18 protein-coding genes are annotated in these 14,962 nt (G+C 65.4%); 7 read left to right on the plus strand and 11 right to left on the minus strand.

The window, feature by feature from the left end:
• The first annotated feature begins 77 nt into the window (after nt 1–77).
• Entirely contained in the window at nt 78–524 is a 447-nt protein-coding gene (locus QPK29_RS24830) for an SRPBCC family protein (protein WP_371768924.1), read from the plus strand.
• Here the strand turns inward: QPK29_RS24830 and QPK29_RS24835 are convergent.
• Both QPK29_RS24835 and QPK29_RS24840 read right to left on the minus strand, forming a co-directional pair.
• Nucleotides 514–852: an antibiotic biosynthesis monooxygenase family protein gene (locus QPK29_RS24835; RefSeq protein ID WP_371768923.1), complete on the minus strand. Its 339-nt coding sequence runs from the start codon at nt 850–852 to the stop codon at nt 514–516. The two genes, QPK29_RS24830 and QPK29_RS24835, sit on opposite strands and share 11 nt — an antisense overlap.
• The gene (locus QPK29_RS24840) at nt 849–1,154 is read right to left on the minus strand and encodes an NIPSNAP family protein (protein ID WP_056124303.1); all 306 of its coding nucleotides are present in this window, start codon (nt 1,152–1,154) and stop codon (nt 849–851) included. Before QPK29_RS24840 ends, QPK29_RS24835 begins: the two co-directional genes overlap by 4 nt.
• 75 nt (nt 1,155–1,229) lie before the next feature.
• On the opposite strand from QPK29_RS24840, the gene QPK29_RS24845 reads away from it, so the two are divergent.
• Nucleotides 1,230–1,904, plus strand: coding sequence for an ArsR/SmtB family transcription factor (locus tag QPK29_RS24845; RefSeq protein ID WP_056124305.1), 675 nt, complete (start codon nt 1,230–1,232; stop codon nt 1,902–1,904).
• A gap of 1 nt (nt 1,905) precedes the next feature.
• Here the strand turns inward: QPK29_RS24845 and QPK29_RS24850 are convergent, their stop codons facing one another.
• Both QPK29_RS24850 and QPK29_RS24855 read right to left on the minus strand, forming a co-directional pair.
• The gene (locus tag QPK29_RS24850) at nt 1,906–2,253 is read right to left on the minus strand and encodes a hypothetical protein (RefSeq protein WP_056124306.1); all 348 of its coding nucleotides are present in this window, start codon (nt 2,251–2,253) and stop codon (nt 1,906–1,908) included.
• Between the two features lie 79 nt (nt 2,254–2,332).
• Entirely contained in the window at nt 2,333–2,950 is a 618-nt protein-coding gene (locus tag QPK29_RS24855; protein ID WP_056124310.1) for a LysE family translocator, read from the minus strand.
• An 82-nt stretch (nt 2,951–3,032) separates the two neighbouring features.
• Here QPK29_RS24855 and QPK29_RS24860 point away from each other — a divergent pair, with 82 nt between their 5' ends.
• Complete coding sequence (locus QPK29_RS24860; protein WP_056124313.1) at nt 3,033–3,485, plus strand: Lrp/AsnC family transcriptional regulator; 453 nt, start codon at nt 3,033–3,035, stop codon at nt 3,483–3,485.
• Here the strand turns inward: QPK29_RS24860 and QPK29_RS24865 are convergent, their stop codons facing one another.
• A complete protein-coding gene (locus QPK29_RS24865; protein ID WP_371768922.1) occupies nt 3,486–4,460 on the minus strand; it encodes a gamma-glutamyl-gamma-aminobutyrate hydrolase family protein in 975 nt (324 codons plus the stop codon).
• A 295-nt stretch (nt 4,461–4,755) separates the two neighbouring features.
• Here QPK29_RS24865 and QPK29_RS24870 point away from each other — a divergent pair, with 295 nt between their 5' ends.
• Nucleotides 4,756–6,756, plus strand: coding sequence for a DNA topoisomerase IV subunit B (locus tag QPK29_RS24870; RefSeq protein ID WP_056124316.1), 2,001 nt, complete (start codon nt 4,756–4,758; stop codon nt 6,754–6,756).
• Between the two features lie 151 nt (nt 6,757–6,907).
• A complete protein-coding gene (gene parC / locus QPK29_RS24875; protein WP_371768921.1) occupies nt 6,908–9,241 on the plus strand; it encodes a DNA topoisomerase IV subunit A in 2,334 nt (777 codons plus the stop codon).
• Nucleotides 9,242–9,294: 53 nt separating this feature from the next.
• Here the strand turns inward: parC and QPK29_RS24880 are convergent, their stop codons facing one another.
• The 6 genes from QPK29_RS24880 to QPK29_RS24905 all read right to left on the minus strand — a co-directional run bounded on the left by QPK29_RS24880 (nt 9,295) and on the right by QPK29_RS24905 (nt 13,591).
• A complete protein-coding gene (locus tag QPK29_RS24880; protein WP_371768920.1) occupies nt 9,295–9,831 on the minus strand; it encodes a hypothetical protein in 537 nt (178 codons plus the stop codon).
• A 153-nt stretch (nt 9,832–9,984) separates the two neighbouring features.
• Nucleotides 9,985–10,497 carry a hypothetical protein gene (locus QPK29_RS24885; protein WP_371768919.1) on the minus strand — a complete coding sequence of 171 codons (513 nt, stop codon included), beginning with the start codon at nt 10,495–10,497 and terminating at the stop codon, nt 9,985–9,987.
• An 87-nt stretch (nt 10,498–10,584) separates the two neighbouring features.
• The gene (locus QPK29_RS24890; RefSeq protein ID WP_371768918.1) at nt 10,585–11,997 is read right to left on the minus strand and encodes an IgA Peptidase M64; all 1,413 of its coding nucleotides are present in this window, start codon (nt 11,995–11,997) and stop codon (nt 10,585–10,587) included.
• A gap of 14 nt (nt 11,998–12,011) precedes the next feature.
• On the minus strand, nt 12,012–12,653 hold the full coding sequence (locus QPK29_RS24895) for a hypothetical protein (protein ID WP_371768917.1): 642 nt from the start codon (nt 12,651–12,653) through the stop codon (nt 12,012–12,014).
• Nucleotides 12,654–12,711: 58 nt separating this feature from the next.
• The gene (locus QPK29_RS24900; protein WP_371768916.1) at nt 12,712–13,197 is read right to left on the minus strand and encodes a GNAT family N-acetyltransferase; all 486 of its coding nucleotides are present in this window, start codon (nt 13,195–13,197) and stop codon (nt 12,712–12,714) included.
• Nucleotides 13,187–13,591, minus strand: coding sequence for a rhodanese-like domain-containing protein (locus QPK29_RS24905; RefSeq protein WP_371768915.1), 405 nt, complete (start codon nt 13,589–13,591; stop codon nt 13,187–13,189). The genes QPK29_RS24900 and QPK29_RS24905 overlap by 11 nt, the downstream gene beginning before the upstream one ends.
• Before the next feature lie 89 nt (nt 13,592–13,680).
• Here QPK29_RS24905 and ftrA point away from each other — a divergent pair, with 89 nt between their 5' ends.
• Nucleotides 13,681–14,643, plus strand: a complete 963-nt coding sequence (gene ftrA / locus QPK29_RS24910) for a transcriptional regulator FtrA (protein WP_160409435.1) — start codon at nt 13,681–13,683, stop codon at nt 14,641–14,643.
• A 27-nt stretch (nt 14,644–14,670) separates the two neighbouring features.
• Nucleotides 14,671–14,958 (plus strand): YciI family protein, encoded by a 288-nt coding sequence (locus tag QPK29_RS24915; RefSeq protein WP_371768914.1) that lies wholly within the window; start codon nt 14,671–14,673, stop codon nt 14,956–14,958.
• Nucleotides 14,959–14,962: the final 4 nt, after the last annotated feature.

A 14,962-nucleotide genomic window follows, 5' to 3' on the forward strand; every position in this document is an offset into this window, starting at 1 on the left:
CGTGTCGATCCGCAGGCCGCTCGTTCGTCGTAGGATCAGAGGGATGTCCTCTGCCACTTTCGCCAAGGAGACCGATCATGTCCACGAATACCGTCGAGCTGCACCGCGTCCTGAAATCCACCGCCGACCGCGTCTACCGCGCGTTCGTCACGCCTGCCGCCGTCGCCAAATGGCTGCCGCCGCACGGCTTCACCTGCACCGTGCACGAACAGGACGCCCGCGTCGGCGGCCGCTACCGGATGTCCTTCACGAATTTCACGACGGGCGGCAGCCACTCGTTCGGCGGCGAATACCTGGAACTGGAACCGGGCAAGCGCCTCGTCTACACGGCCGAATTCAACGATCCCAACCTGCCCGGCCGCATGCAGACGACCGTGGAACTGCGCGAGGTGTTCTGCGGGGTCGACATCAAGGTCAAGCAGGAAGGCATCCCGGCCGCGATTCCCGCCGAGATGTGCTACCTCGGCTGGCAGGAGTCGCTGCTGCTGCTCGCTCAACTCGTCGAGCCCGAGATCAAGGAGTAACAAGGTCGGGCGGCACCTCGTCGCGCTCGTGCAAGCCATAGTCGCGCACCACCGCGGCCACGCGCAGGCGGTAGTCGGCAAAGAGGCCGGCCCGCCCCGCCGCCTGCATGGCGCGATGCGCGGGCAAGGTGCGCCAGCGTTTCACAGCGTCCTCGTCGCGCCAGAACGACAGCGACAACATCTTCTCCGGCCGCGTCAGCGATGCGAAACGTTCGATCGAGATGAAGCCGTCGATCGCTTCCAGCGCGGGACGCAGCGCGGCGGCCGCGTCCAGGTAATCCTGGCGCTTGCCGGGCGCCGGTTCGACTTCGAAGATCACGGCGATCATGCGACGTTCTCCAGGAACGTCCGCTCCTCGCGCAGGATGAAGCGTTTTTCGCGCGCAAACTGGAAATTCGCCACTGCCTCGCCGTCGTTCTTCAAGCGCAGCCGATACGCTTCGTAGTCGGCCAGGCTGTCGAAGCCGACGAGACCCCATGCCTCGTAATTGGTGCCTTCGTGCGGCAGGAAGTAGCCGAGCAGGCGGCCACCCAGGCGCGGAATGATGCGGCCCCAGTTCCCGGCATACTCGCGGAAGGCGTCGCGCTGGATGGGGTCGATCTCGTAGCGGATGAAACAGGTGATGGGCATGATGGCTCCTCGTGACGTTGAAGCCCCATGGTAGCCACTGGCCCTGACGCTATGCTTCGGCTAAGATCGAAGCATATGAGAGACGGACCGAATATCGCCAACATCGCCGCCCTGATCGGCGACCAGGCGCGCGCCGAAGTGCTGAACGTGCTGATGAGCGGCATGGCGCTGACGGCGACCGAACTGGCCGACGCCGCCGGCGTCACGCGCCAGACGATCAGCACGCATCTCGCCAAGCTGCGCGAGGCGGGCCTGCTCGCCGTCGAGGCGCAGGGCCGGCACCGCTATTTCCGCATCGCCGACGCCGACGTCGCGCACCTGCTCGAATCCATGATGGGCATCGCGTTCGGCACAGGATCCGTGCGCGTGCGTTCCAGTCCACGCGAACCGGCGCTGCGCAAGGCGCGCGTCTGCTATGACCATCTGGCGGGCGAACTCGGGGTGCTCGTCTACGAAAGCCTGGCCCGGCGCGGCGCGTTCGCGCTGGATGCAGGCGGCGTCACACTGACCGACCGTGGGCGCGCACTGATCGCGGCCATCGGCATCGATCCCCTGCCGTCCGCCACGCGGCGGCCGTTGTGCCGCCATTGCCTGGACTGGAGCGAGCGGCGCCATCATTTGGCGGGCGCGCTCGGGACGGCGCTGCTGGAGCGTTTCCAGCAACTGGGCTGGGCGCGCCGCGTGCCGGAGTCGCGCGTGCTCGCGTTCAGCGCGGACGGCGAAGCGGCGCTGCGGGCCTGGCTCGACTGAGTCAAGCCAACGACGGCCGGCCCTGCCCCAGGATCCGCGCCAGCAGCGGGCGCTTGACGGGCGCCGGCAGGCCGCGGTCGACGAGGCCCGCCCATTTCACGCTCAGCTGCTCGCAGGTGGCGCGCAGCACCGGATCGGCATCCGGCAGGCGCGCCAGCGCATTCAGGTGGCGCTCGATCACCGAGGCCAGTTTCACGCACGGCCCGTCGCCGCTCGCGCGGTCGCAGGCGTCCGCATTGTTCACGGTGTATTGCGACATCAGGTGCAGCAGCGCCGCCACGAGCAGTTCGTGGCGCGTGGTGCGCCGCCCGTCCGGCGTGTTCAGTTCGTCCAGCAGATCGTCGTCCATACAGCCTCCTCGCATTTAAATGAGAATGATTCTCGTTTAGATTATGGAGCGGGACGAGACCGAACGCAAGCGCAATCTGTTATTGCCGGACCACGGCCATGAACCCCGCCGCGAGCAACACCATGCCGCCGGCCGAACCGTCGATCACCCGGCGCCGCTTGTCGCTGAGCTTGCGGCCACCGACCCGGCCCAGGGCAAGGCAGAGCGAGGTGTACACGACCCCGCACCAGAACATGAAGGCCGCGGACAGGGCGACCGCCTGCAGCGTCGTGTCGCCGCCGTGCCGGTCCATGAACTGGGGCAGGATGGCGACGTAGACCATCATCCCTTTCGGGTTCAGCAGGGACGTGAGGAATCCCCTGGAGAGCTGGTTCGCGACCTGCCCCTGCGGCACGACGAGCTCGCCGGCGCGCAGCGCCGCCCGGATCAGCTTCGAGGCCAGGTAGACCAGGTACGTGATCCCCGCCCAGCGGATCACCTCGAACAGGAGAGGCGACGCGGCCACGACGGCGGCAAGGCCGAGCGCCACCAGGAAGGAATGGACGCAGTAGCCGAGTAGCACACCCGTCGTGGCGCGCAGGCCAGCGGGCGTCCCGCCGGACATCGCTTGCGACGCGATGAAAAGGATGTCGGGGCCGGGCGTGCAGATCAACGGCAGCACGGTGGCGGAAAACAGCAGGAGGGTATGGGTATTCATGAGGAACAGCGTACTGCGCCGCCACGAAAATGTGCTGCCTAAGGCTTGTCAACCAACCACGATTTCGGGCAACATCTCCCGCATGGACGATTACGACCGGAAGATTCTTGCGGAACTCCAAAAGGATGGGCGCCTTTCTCTCACCGACCTGGGAGAACGCATTGGCTTGAGCCTGTCGCCGTGCCACCGGCGCGTGCGGGCACTGGAAGACGCGGGGATCATTGCCGACTACCGCGCGACCATCGAGCCGGCGGCCGTCGGACTGAATTTCTCGGCCATCGTCTTCGTTACCTTGCGCGCCACGGACCGGGAGAGCGTACGTGCCTTCGAAGAACGCGTGCCCGGCGTTCCGGAAATCATCCAGGCGCAGCGCCTGTTCGGCGACCCGGACTACATCCTGAACGTCATCACGACGGACCTGGCGGCGTACCAGAAACTGTGGGACGACAGCCTGTCGACGTTGCCGAACGTGTTGCGGCTGACGTCGACGCTCGTGATGAAGAGCGTCGTCCAGGGGCGGCCCTTACCATTTTGATCAGAGGCGTGTCTCGCGCGCGGCGCGCAGGAATTCATCCAGCACCGGCGTGCAGTCGAGCAGGTCGCCGCCCGTGGCGCGGTGGAATTCCGGATGCCACTGCAGGCCCATCACGAACGGCGCGCGCTGGTAGCGGATCGCCTCGACGACGCCGTCCGGCTCGGACATCGCTTCCACGTGGATATCGCGCCCGAGGTCCTTGACGGCCTGGTGGTGGATCGAGTTCACGACGGCGCGCTCATGCTGGGGAAACATCTTGCGCAGCGACGACCCGTGTGGGAACACGATGGCGTGGCGGTGGGCGTCGTAGATGTCGTGCACGTGCGGCTGGGCGCCGGTCACGTTCGTCACGATGTCCTGGTGCAAGGTCCCGCCGAATGCGACGTTGATCAGCTGGCAACCGCGGCAGATGCCCAGCACGGGCTTGCCCGCGTCGACGAATTCGTGCAGCAGTTCCAGTTCGTACACGTCGCGCGGGCGGTCGCCGCTCCATTCGGGCCGCGTCGGCGTTTCGGAATATGTCATCGGCGACACGTCCGCCCCGCCCTGCAGCACGAGGCCGTCCAGGTGGCGCGCGTAATGACGCATTGTGATGTTGCTGGGGTGCAGCAGCCCGTTCGTATTCACGGTCGGGACCATGAACACGAGCACGTCCCGCGACATCACCCATTGCGCGATCGATTCTTCGAGGTATTGGAGGTTCTTGCTGCGCAGGCCTTTCGCGCCCTCTTCCGGGTGGAAGATGCGGGCGGAGACGCCAATGCGCAGCGTGCGCCGCATGAAGTCGCGGTTGAACTTGTCGGCCAACGCGCGCCAGCGCGAGCGCAATACGCGGCCGGCCAGGTTCAGCGGCGTGTCGTCGGTACGCAGGTAGCGTGACACGCCGCCGTTGGCGCGCCGGTCGGGCACACGCGGCGGCGGTCCGTCCTGCGGCGGGCCGGCGTCGTTAGCATACTTGTCATTGTCCTCAGCCATGATCTCAATATATCCTTGCGACGGTCGCGCACGATTCGTTTTAAAAAAAATATCGTTTTAGTAATGAAATTCCCGCAGCCACCCGCATATGCACAGGATGCCGCGATGCCGCTTACTTGGCAATCCGTGCAACGAACACTTGCAAACTTGCGCTTAACAAGCAAAAATACTGTGCTTCCATACAGTTGTTTCGACCGCACGCCGCGTCCCGCCCTGTAGAACCCACCGCGTGAAGTCGCTTATTTTCCGCGCGACAAGATAGAATGCGCAGCATTCGAATGATTGAAGATCAAGCATGGCCACCAAGAAACCCGCACCCGATTACAGCGAATCATCCATCCGCGTCCTGAAAGGACTGGAGCCCGTCAAGCAGCGTCCGGGCATGTACACCCGCACCGAGAATCCGCTGCACATCATCCAGGAAGTGATCGACAACGCCTCGGACGAGGCGCTGGGCGGCCACTGCAAGAACATCGACGTGACGATGAATGCGGACGGTTCCATCACCGTCGAGGACGACGGCCGCGGCATCCCGGTCGGCCTGCATCCGGAAGAAGGCGTCTCGACCGTCGAGATCGTGTTCACCCGCCTGCACGCCGGCGGCAAGTTCGACAAGGGCTCCGGTGGCGCCTACGCGTTCTCGGGCGGCCTGCACGGCGTCGGCGTGTCCGTCACGAACGCGCTGTCGAAGCGTCTCGAAATCACGGTGTGGCGCAAGGACGACGACGGCAACGGCGTGCACAAGCTCGTGTTCGCCGACGGCGACGTCATCGAACCGCTGACCTCCGAACCGTTCGAACGGGGCGGCAAGAAGAACGGCACGCGCGTCACCGCCTGGCCGGACGGTAAATACTTCGATTCGCCGAACATCCCGATGAGCGAGCTGCAGCGCCTGTTGCGCTCGAAAGCCGTGCTGCTGCCGGGCGTCACCGTCACGCTGACCAATGCCAAGACCGGCGACAAGCAGACCTGGCGCTACGACGAAGGCCTGCGCGGCTACCTGACGGAAGCGCTGGCGCAGACGGCCGGCGGCGGCCAGACCGTGATCCCGCTGTTCGAAGGCGCGCAGTACGCCGCCGCCGGCGATGAAGGCTTTGCCGAGGGCGAAGGCGCGGCTTGGGTCGTGGCCTGGACCGAGGAAGGTTCGGTGGTACGCGAATCGTATGTCAACCTGATCCCGACGGTCAGCGGCGGCACGCACGAGTCCGGCCTGCGCGACGGCCTGTTCGGCGCCGTGAAGGGCTTCGTCGAGATGCACTCGCTGCTGCCGAAGGGCGTCAAGCTGCTGCCGGAAGACGTGTTCGCGCGCGTCTCGTTCGTGCTGTCCGCGAAAGTGCTGGACCCGCAATTCCAGGGCCAGACGAAGGAACGCCTGAACTCGCGCGACGCGGTGAAACTCGTGTCGGCGTTCACCAAGCCGCCGCTCGAACTGTGGCTGAACCAGCACGTCGAATATGGCCGCAAGCTGGCGGAACTCGTCATCAAGCAGGCGCAATCGCGTCTCCGCTCGCTGCAAAAGGTCGAGAAGAAGAAGTCGTCGGGCGTGGCCGTTTTGCCGGGCAAGCTGACCGACTGCGAATCGACCGACATCACCCGCAACGAGCTGTTCCTCGTCGAGGGCGATTCGGCGGGCGGCTCCGCGAAGATGGGCCGCGACAAGGAATTCCAGGCGATCCTGCCGCTGCGCGGCAAGGTCCTGAACACGTGGGAAACGGACCGCGACCGCCTGTTCGCGAACAACGAGATCCACGACATCGCGGTGGCGATCGGCGTCGATCCGCACGGCCCGGACGACAATCCGGATATCTCGGGCCTGCGCTACGGGAAGATCTGCATCCTCTCCGATGCGGACGTCGACGGCTCGCACATCCAGGTCCTGCTGCTCACTTTGTTCTTCAAACATTTTCCGGCCCTCTTCAAGAACGGCCACGTGTGCGTCGCGCGCCCGCCGCTGTACCGCGTGGACGTGCCGGCGCGCGGCAAGAAGCCGATCCAGAAGCTGTACGCGCTGGACGACGGCGAACTGCTCGCCATCGAGGACAAGCTGAAAAAAGAAGGCCTGAAGGAAGGCACGTGGAGCATTTCCCGCTTCAAGGGCCTGGGCGAGATGAACGCCGAGCAGCTGTGGGAAACGACGATGAACCCGGACACCCGCCGCCTGCTGCCGGTGGCCTTCGGCGACTACGGCCTGGCCGAATCGTCGGCGCGCTTCAACATGCTGATGGGTAAAGGCGAAGCCGCCGCCCGCCGCGCGTGGCTGGAAGAGCACGGAAACGAGACGGAAGCGGATATTTGATCTGAAAAGCAAATTGGGCCCCTGCCTTCGCAGGGACGACGTATCCGAGTGCGTTGGCCTTAATACCGTCGTTCCCGGCCTCGGCGGCCCCCTTGGCGGGAACCCAAGTTCGGCGAGCAGCCAACAGCGCCACCAGAAACGAACCAAACATATGACCCAAGCAAGCCTCTTCGAACAAACCACTCCCCCCGGCGGCGGCGACGACGCCGAGACGCTGACCCTCTCGACTTTCGCCGAGCGCGCCTATCTGGACTATGCCGTCTCGGTCGTCAAAGGCCGCGCGCTGCCGGACGTCTCGGACGGCCAGAAGCCCGTCCAGCGCCGCATCCTGTATTCGATGAACGAACTGGGTCTCGGCCCGACCGCGAAGCCCCGCAAGTCCGCGACCGTCGTCGGCGACGTGCTCGGCAAGCTGCACCCGCACGGCGACCAGTCGGTGTACGACGCCCTCGTGCGCATGGCCCAGGACTTTTCGCTGCGCTATCCGCTGATCGACGGCCAGGGCAACTTCGGCTCGCGCGACGGCGACGGCGCCGCCGCGATGCGTTACACGGAAGCCCGTCTGACGCCCGTCTCGCGCCTGCTGCTCGACGAGATCGACATGGGCACCGTCGACTTCCAGCCGAACTACGACGGTTCGAGCGAGGAACCGCGCACCCTGCCCGCGCGCCTGCCGATGCTGCTGCTGAACGGCGCATCCGGCATCGCGGTCGGCATGGCCACCGAGATCCCGTCGCACAACCTGCGCGAAGTGGCCGCCGCCGCCGTCGCGATGATCCGCAATCCGAAGATCACGCACGCCGAGCTGATGACCCTCATGCCCGGTCCGGACTATCCGGGCGGCGGCCAGATCATCACCCCGGCATCCGCCATCGCCGACATGTACGCGTCGGGCCGCGGCTCGATGAAGGTGCGTGCGCGCTGGAAGATCGAGGAGCTGGCGCGCGGCCAGTGGCAGGCCGTCGTCACCGAGCTGCCGCCCGGCGTGTCGTCGCAGCGCGTGCTGGAAGAGATCGAGGAACTGACCAACCCGAAGATCAAGGTCGGCAAGAAGACCCTGCTGCCCGAGCAGCTCACGCTGAAGCAGACGATCCTCGGCGCGCTGGATGCCGTGCGCGACGAATCCGGCCGCGAAGCGCCGGTGCGCCTCGTGTTCGAGCCGAAGTCGAAGAACCAGGACCAGACCGAATTCATGCTGATGCTGCTGGCGCACACGTCGCTGGAAACGTCGGCCCCGATCAACCTCGTGATGATCGGCGGCGACGGCCGTCCGCGCCAGAAGGGTCTCACCGAGATCCTGCAGGAATGGATCGAGTACCGCTTCGTCACGGTCCGCCGCCGCACGGAATTCAAGCTGGGCAAGGTCAACGACCGCATCCACATCCTGGAAGGCCGCGAGATCGTCCTGCTGAACATCGATGAGGTCATCCACATCATCCGCAATTCGGACGATCCGAAGGCCGCGTTGGTCGAGCGTTTCCGCCTGTCCGAGCGCCAGGCCGAGGACATCCTCGAGATCCGCCTGCGCCAGCTGGCGCGCCTGGAAGCGATCAAGATCCAGCAGGAGCTGGCCGAGCTGCGCGGCGAAAAGGAAAAACTGGAAGACATCCTCGAGAACCCGTCGTCGATGAAGCGCCTGATCATCCGCGAGATCGAGGCCGATTCGAAACAGTACGGCGACGACCGCCGCACGCTGATCGAGGAAGCGCAGAAGGCCGTGGCCGAGCAGAAGATCATCGACGAGCCGGTGACGGTCATCGTCTCCGAAAAAGGCTGGGTGCGCGCGCGTACCGGCGTCGGCCACGATCCGGCCCAGTTCACGTTCAAGGCGGGCGACTCGCTGTACGGCGCGTTCGAGTGCCGCACGGTCGATACGCTGTTGTGCGTCGGCGACAACGGCAAGGTGTATTCCGTGCCCGTGGCCGCCCTGCCCGGCGCGCGCGGCGACGGCGTCCCCATCACGACGTTGGTCGACCTGTCGGGCGGCGGCCGTATCCTGTACTACTACGTGGGCCCGGCCGAGACACGCCTGCTGCTCGCGACGACGACCGGCTTCGGCTTCATCACGAAGGCCGGCGACATGATCACGCGCCTGAAAGGTGGTAAATCGTTTATCACGCTGGACGACGGCGCCGTGCCGCTGGCGCCGCGCGTCGTGGTGGACAACGCAGGCGCCATCGCCTGCCTGTCCGAGAAGGGCCGCGTGCTGGTGTTCGGCATCGACGAGATGAAGGTGCTGCAGAACGGCGGCCGCGGCGTGATCCTGATGGGCCTCGAGCCGAAGGAAAAGCTGCTGGCCGTGCAGCCGATCAGCCAGAAAGGCCTGAACGTGGTCGGCACCTGGGCCGGCGACAAGCCGCGCACGGTGGAGTTGTTCGCCTCCGGCCTGGAGCCGCACTTCGGCAAGCGCGCCAACAAGGGCAAGCCGTTGTCGGCCAAGCTGAAGGCGAAAGACCTCGCGATGCGCCAGACGGACGGCGGTTGATGAAAAAACAAACGGACCCACGCGGGTCCGTTTGTTTTTGGGCGACCGCAGGATTACTTGGCGGCGTCCTTGTGTGCCTCGGCAGTGGCTTCGGCACGCTTTTCGTTGGCCTTGGCGTGGGCCTTGGCTTTATCGGCGTTGGCGTCCACGACCTTCTTCTGGGCCTTTTCGTCGGCCTTGATCATGGTCTTCTGGGCGTCGTAATTGGCTTCGGCGGTCTTTTCCTCGGCCTTGGCAGCAGCCTTGGCCTTGTCTTCCGGATCAGCCTTGGCGACTTTCTCGTGAGCCTTGGCAACCTTCTTCTCCGCCTTGTCGTGTGCCTTGGCCTTCTTCTCGTTGGCCTTGTCGACGGCCTTGTTAATCTTCTCGTCCTGTTTCGACATCTCCTTGGCTTCCTTCTCGTTGGCCTTGGCGATCTTCTTGTCGGCGTCCGCATTGCCGGTCGAGGTCGTACCAGCGGTGCCGCTCTGGCCCGACGACATGGTGGTGTCGGTGGTGGTCGTGACCGGGGTCGCCGGTGCGGTCGTGGTCTGGGCGTAGACCGAGGTGGCGAACAGGCCGGCGATCAGGGTGGCGAGCAGTTTATTCATCGTAGTTCTCCTGAAGATTATGGTGGGGCGCGCCGTGACGCGCCATATGTTTTTGTTAAGTCAGGGCTTCAGAATATGCTTCGGACAACTTTCGCTCTGTTCGGCAGCGCACGCAGTACATACTGGCCATCATCCAATTTGTGACAAGATTTTTCAGCGTTGGGCCGCCTTCTCGGCACCCTTGCGTTTCGACTCCGCATGCTTTTTCTTGCTTGCCTTCACGGCCGCTTGCGTTTTCATGCGGCTTCCCGGCGGCTCTTTCACGGAGCGCGCGTTCGCCCGCATGACTTCGCTCTCGGCCTTCGTGCCGGCCTTGCCGCGCCCGCCGGTAGCGGCCGCATCGGTGTCGGTGTTGTTGGGTGCCGTCGTGTTGGTGGCCTGGGCATTCACGCTGTCGGCCTTGCCCGGCGCGGGATTGATGACGGCCGTGCTCTTGCCGACGACCTGGCCGGCGTTGTTGACGCCGGCGGCCTGGCGGCCCGTGGCGTCATGCGCGGAACCGGTGTTCGCCGTGCCATCCGTGCGCAGGCCCGTGCCGGACACGCCGGCGGCCGTGGTGTTGTGGCCGGAGACAGCCTGGCCGATGGGCGCCGTATTGGCCGTGGTCTGGGCCCAGGCCGACGATGCCAGCAGCGCACACACGAGGGTGGGGAGGAATTTGTTCATGATGATCTCGTTTCGTAAGGTGAGTAACTCGAAACGAGGATAGGTGCGCCGCCCGGGTGACTCTGTTCGGCAGCGCACCCGCCGGTGCTACTTTTTGGCAGGACGGCCCGCGTACAGGTCGATGATGTCGCTGATGCCGTCCTGGCAGACGGGGCAGAACTCGCCGCTGCGGTCGAACATGATGCATTGCATGGCCGGACGGTAATAGCCGGTCGCTTCATAGTTCGCCCCTTCGAACGCGCCGATCGCCTTGCGGTACCTGGCCTGCGCAAACAGGGCGTTCGAGTGCGCCAGGTCTTCGCGGAACAGCGCGCTCATCTCCGACTCCGGCCGGTTGGCCGCCCGCAGCGCCGCCCGCTTTTTCTGGTACTCGCGCGAATACGCTTCGTACTCGGCCTTGGGCCACGGCGTCGGCAACGGCGTGCCGGCCTGCACGTATTGCTTCCACTTCAGGCGGGCCGGATCGCGCAACGCCGTCACGTTCGGCTCCCACGGCTCCATGCGCGCGCCGCTGGACTGGTACGCGACGGGCGACGTGTAGTACTCGTCGGCCAGCCCGGCGAAGTGGTGGCCGAACTCGTGCACGAACAGATAGTCCGCCCAGTCGTTGTCCGCGGCCGCCGTGCTGAACTGGCCGAAGATGCCGCCGCCGCCATACGTGTCGTTGTTGACGAGGATCTCGATGAATTCGTAAGGCGCGTACTGCGCGATGTCGCGCAGCGCACGGTTGTCCAGGGTCAGCACATAGCGCTCGCTGCCGAAAATGTCGTAGCGCGTGCCCAGCGCGGACGCGTGATGGACGCCTGTCGACGGCCGCGACACGCCCGATTCCTGCGTCGGCACGGCCAGCGCCCACACGTTGAAATCGTTCGCGCGCTCCCTGAACGGCGACACCTCGAACAAATGCTGCGCGAGGCGGCGCACCGCGGCTTCGAACTTCGGCATCTCGGCCTGCGTGTAGCCGTCGCCCAGCACGAGCAGGTCGACCTTGCGCGGCGACGGTCCGCTCACGCGGATCGGAATCGGCCTGGCCGGCGCCGGCCCCTGCGCGCGCACGACATCCTGCGCATCCGTATCCACGTCCACGCTCCACGCGACGGAGAACTGGTTGCGCTCGTCGCGCTTCAGGATGCGCACGCGCACGGGACGGTCGGGCTTCGGAAAGCGCACGGACTCATGGAACCCGCGGCTGAGTTTATTTGCCTCTTCCGTCGTCTTCCACTCGCCGAACACGGTGGAAAAGTCGCGCGAATACAGCACATCTCCCGTCTTCGCATCGGCCACCTCGACGCGGTTGTTGCCGCGGTTGGTGTCGTCGAACGGCCGCGCCATGTCGCCCGGCCATGGCAGCGGTTCGATCAGCACGCGCTCGATCGCGTATTGTTCGGACAGGGCATTGCCGCTGTGGATGTAGTCGAGGCGGACGGTGGCGGGCTGGGCGGCGAGTGCCAGTGAGGGGAAGGCGCAGGCGGCCAGCAGGGAGAACAGGGATCGGATCATGGGGCGCTCCGTCGTCAGTTTGGCAGGCTCTTCAGCAAGCCTTGCAGGTTGCCGTCGATGCTGCCGTAAGCGCTGCGTATCTGGGTCAAGGTCTTGAGCATCTGGTGCGGTGTCGCGATGCCCGTTTCGAGGTCGCTCAACATGTCCATCATGCGCGGGCCGTCGAGGAAATTCGCACTGCCGGCGCCCGTGAGCGTCTGTACGTCACGCATGTTGGCATAGGCCGTCACATAGCGCTGCAACTGCTCGTCCTGCATCCACGTCACGGCCTGGTTGGCGACGGCGGCGTCCCATGCTTCGTGGCGCAACGTGGGTACCTGGATGCCGAGGGTGATGCCTTCCTTCCAGTCGGTCTTGAAGCGCGCCATCAACACATCGTCGACCACCTTGTCGCGGATGCCCTGCAACAATTCGGCGCGAACCCGCTTGACTTCTTTCAGGTCGCTCTCGTTATGCGCGAGCACGGTCTGGACGTCCTTCGCATTGAGGCGCAGTTCGGCCTCGATCTTCTCGGCGGCCTCGTGCGCAAGATGCTTGTGATGGATGGTCTGTACGGCGTGCTCGAGCGCCAGGGCGGTCAGGATACTGATGACGATCATCACGTACTCGCCGCCGAACTCCTTCAGCTTCTTCGATTTCGGGACTTCGAAATGCATAGTCAAACCCGCAGATATAGGAAAGTTGCAATCTAGCGCAGGTTTGGCTTTCTGACAATCAACCTTCGGTTGACACCTCGGGCAACGCGAGCCGCCAGTGTTCCCAATCCGGATCGGGCGCGCCGCCGAAGCGGCGGTACAGCCGTTTCGCGCCAACGTTGGTGGGGAGCACGAGCCAGGTGATCTGTCCGGCGCCGATGCATTCCGCCTCGCGCCGCAAGTGGGCAAACAGATCCGCCGCAATGCCCCGGTTTCGGTACGCGGCGTCGACGAACAATTCCTTCAGAGTCACAGTTGGGCGCAGGTCGAACGTGAATGCCTGGACGAGCCAGACGGCATAGCCGGCAAGCCTCCCGCCCTCGCCCTGTGCGACGAGGATCCCGCACTGTGCACCCGGCCCGAAGGCACGGGTACGCAGGTCGCGGGCCGTCACCCGGAACCGGGGCAGATAACCCTCGCATGCCGCCAGCGCGCGCATCATGCCGATGAGCGCCTCCGCGTCTTCCGGCCGCGCGGGCCGGATCGGACAGCGATCATGCGCCATCGCCGGTCGCCAGTTCGAACCCTTCGTCGATCCAGCCCGTGACCCCGCCGATCATCAGCTTGACGGGCCGCCCCAGCTTCGCCAGCCGGTACGCGGCGCGGTGCGCGCCATTGCAATGGGGGCCGGCGCAATAGACGACGAACAAGGTGTCCAGCGGATAATCGCGGAGCTTCGCCTCGACGATCTTCCCGTGCGGCATGCTAATGGCCTGCGGAACATGTCCCCGAGCATATAGGTCAGGGCTGCGCGCATCGAACAGGACGAAATCCTGCGTTCCACTGGCGATCGCGTCGTACACGTCCCAGCAATCCGTCTCGAATTCGAAGGCGGTACCAAAATGAACCATCGCGCGCTCGCCGGAGGCTGCGGGGATGGCGGATACGGATGAAGTCATGGATCTTTCCTGTGTATGAGACGCTAGTGTCGCAGCGCCGGCGCACTGGCGGCAGTGCCTTGCGCGACAGAAATTGGTAACATCGTGCCATGTCCCATCACGTCTCCATCATCGCCTACGACGGCCTGTGCACCTTCGAATTCGCCTGCGCCATCGAGCTGTTCGCCCTGGAGCGTCCGGAGCTGGGCGTGCATTGGTACAGCCATACGGTGTGCGCCATCGAGCCGGGCCCCCTGCGCGCCAGGGGCGGCCTGACGGTGCAGGTCCCGCACGGCCTCGACGCGCTCGACCGGGCCGACACGATCGTCATTCCCGGCTGGCGCGACCTGGCGGACGTGCCGCCGCGCGCCCTGATCGACGCGTTGCGCGCCGCCCATGCACGAGGTGCGCGCATCTGCTCGATCTGCACGGGCGCGTACGTGCTCGCCTATGCCGGCCTGCTCGACGGCCGCGTGGCGACCACGCACTGGCACTACCTGGACGACATGCGCGCCCGCTTTCCCGACATCGCGATCGATACCGACGCACTGTATGTCGACGCGGGACGCATCGTCACGTCGGCCGGGTCGGCGGCCGGCCTGGACATGCTGCTGCATATCGTCCGCTCCGACTTCGGCGCGGACATCGCCAACAAGGTCGCACAACGCCTCGTGATCCCGGCTCACCGCGACGGCGACCAGGCGCAACTCGTGGCGCGCCCCCTCCCCACCGCCGGCGCGGACACCATTGCCCGCCTGATGGACTGGGTGCGCGAGCACATCCGCGCCAATCACACGGTCGCCTCGATGGCCGACCAGGCACGCCTTGGGACGCGCACGTTCCAGCGCCGGTTCAAGGAGCGAACGGGCCTGCCGCCTCTCGCATGGCTCGTGCGCGAGCGCATCGCGCTGGCGACCCGGTTGCTCGAATCGCGACAGGCGCTCGACATCGACGCGATCGCCGACCTGGCCGGGCTCGGCTCGGCCGAATCGCTGCGCCGCCATTTCCGCGCGCATGGCCTCGCGCCGCCGGGACGGTATCGCCGCCAGCGCAGCGAGCGGAGCATGGCGTGACTTTTATCGAATCGATCGGAGAATCCAATGTACGTGGTGCTTCTGAAATTTGCGGAGAACAAGAGTCGGGCCGGCGACTTCATGCAGGACCACAATGCGTGGATCCGGCAAGGCCTCGACGACGGTGTGTTCCTCCTCGTCGGCAGCCTGCACCCGAGCCTGGGCGGTGCGATCCTGGCCCACGGCGTGTCGCCGGCGGACCTGCAGGCGCGCGTGGATGCCGATCCGTTCGTCGTCCATGGCGTGGTCCAGGCCGAGATCCTGGAGATCAAGCCGGGCAAGGCCGATCCCCGTCTGGAATTCCTGCTCCAGTGAGCAC

This window comes from Massilia orientalis (genome assembly GCF_030411975.2).
GTDB classification, from domain to species: domain Bacteria; phylum Pseudomonadota; class Gammaproteobacteria; order Burkholderiales; family Burkholderiaceae_D; genus Telluria; species Telluria orientalis.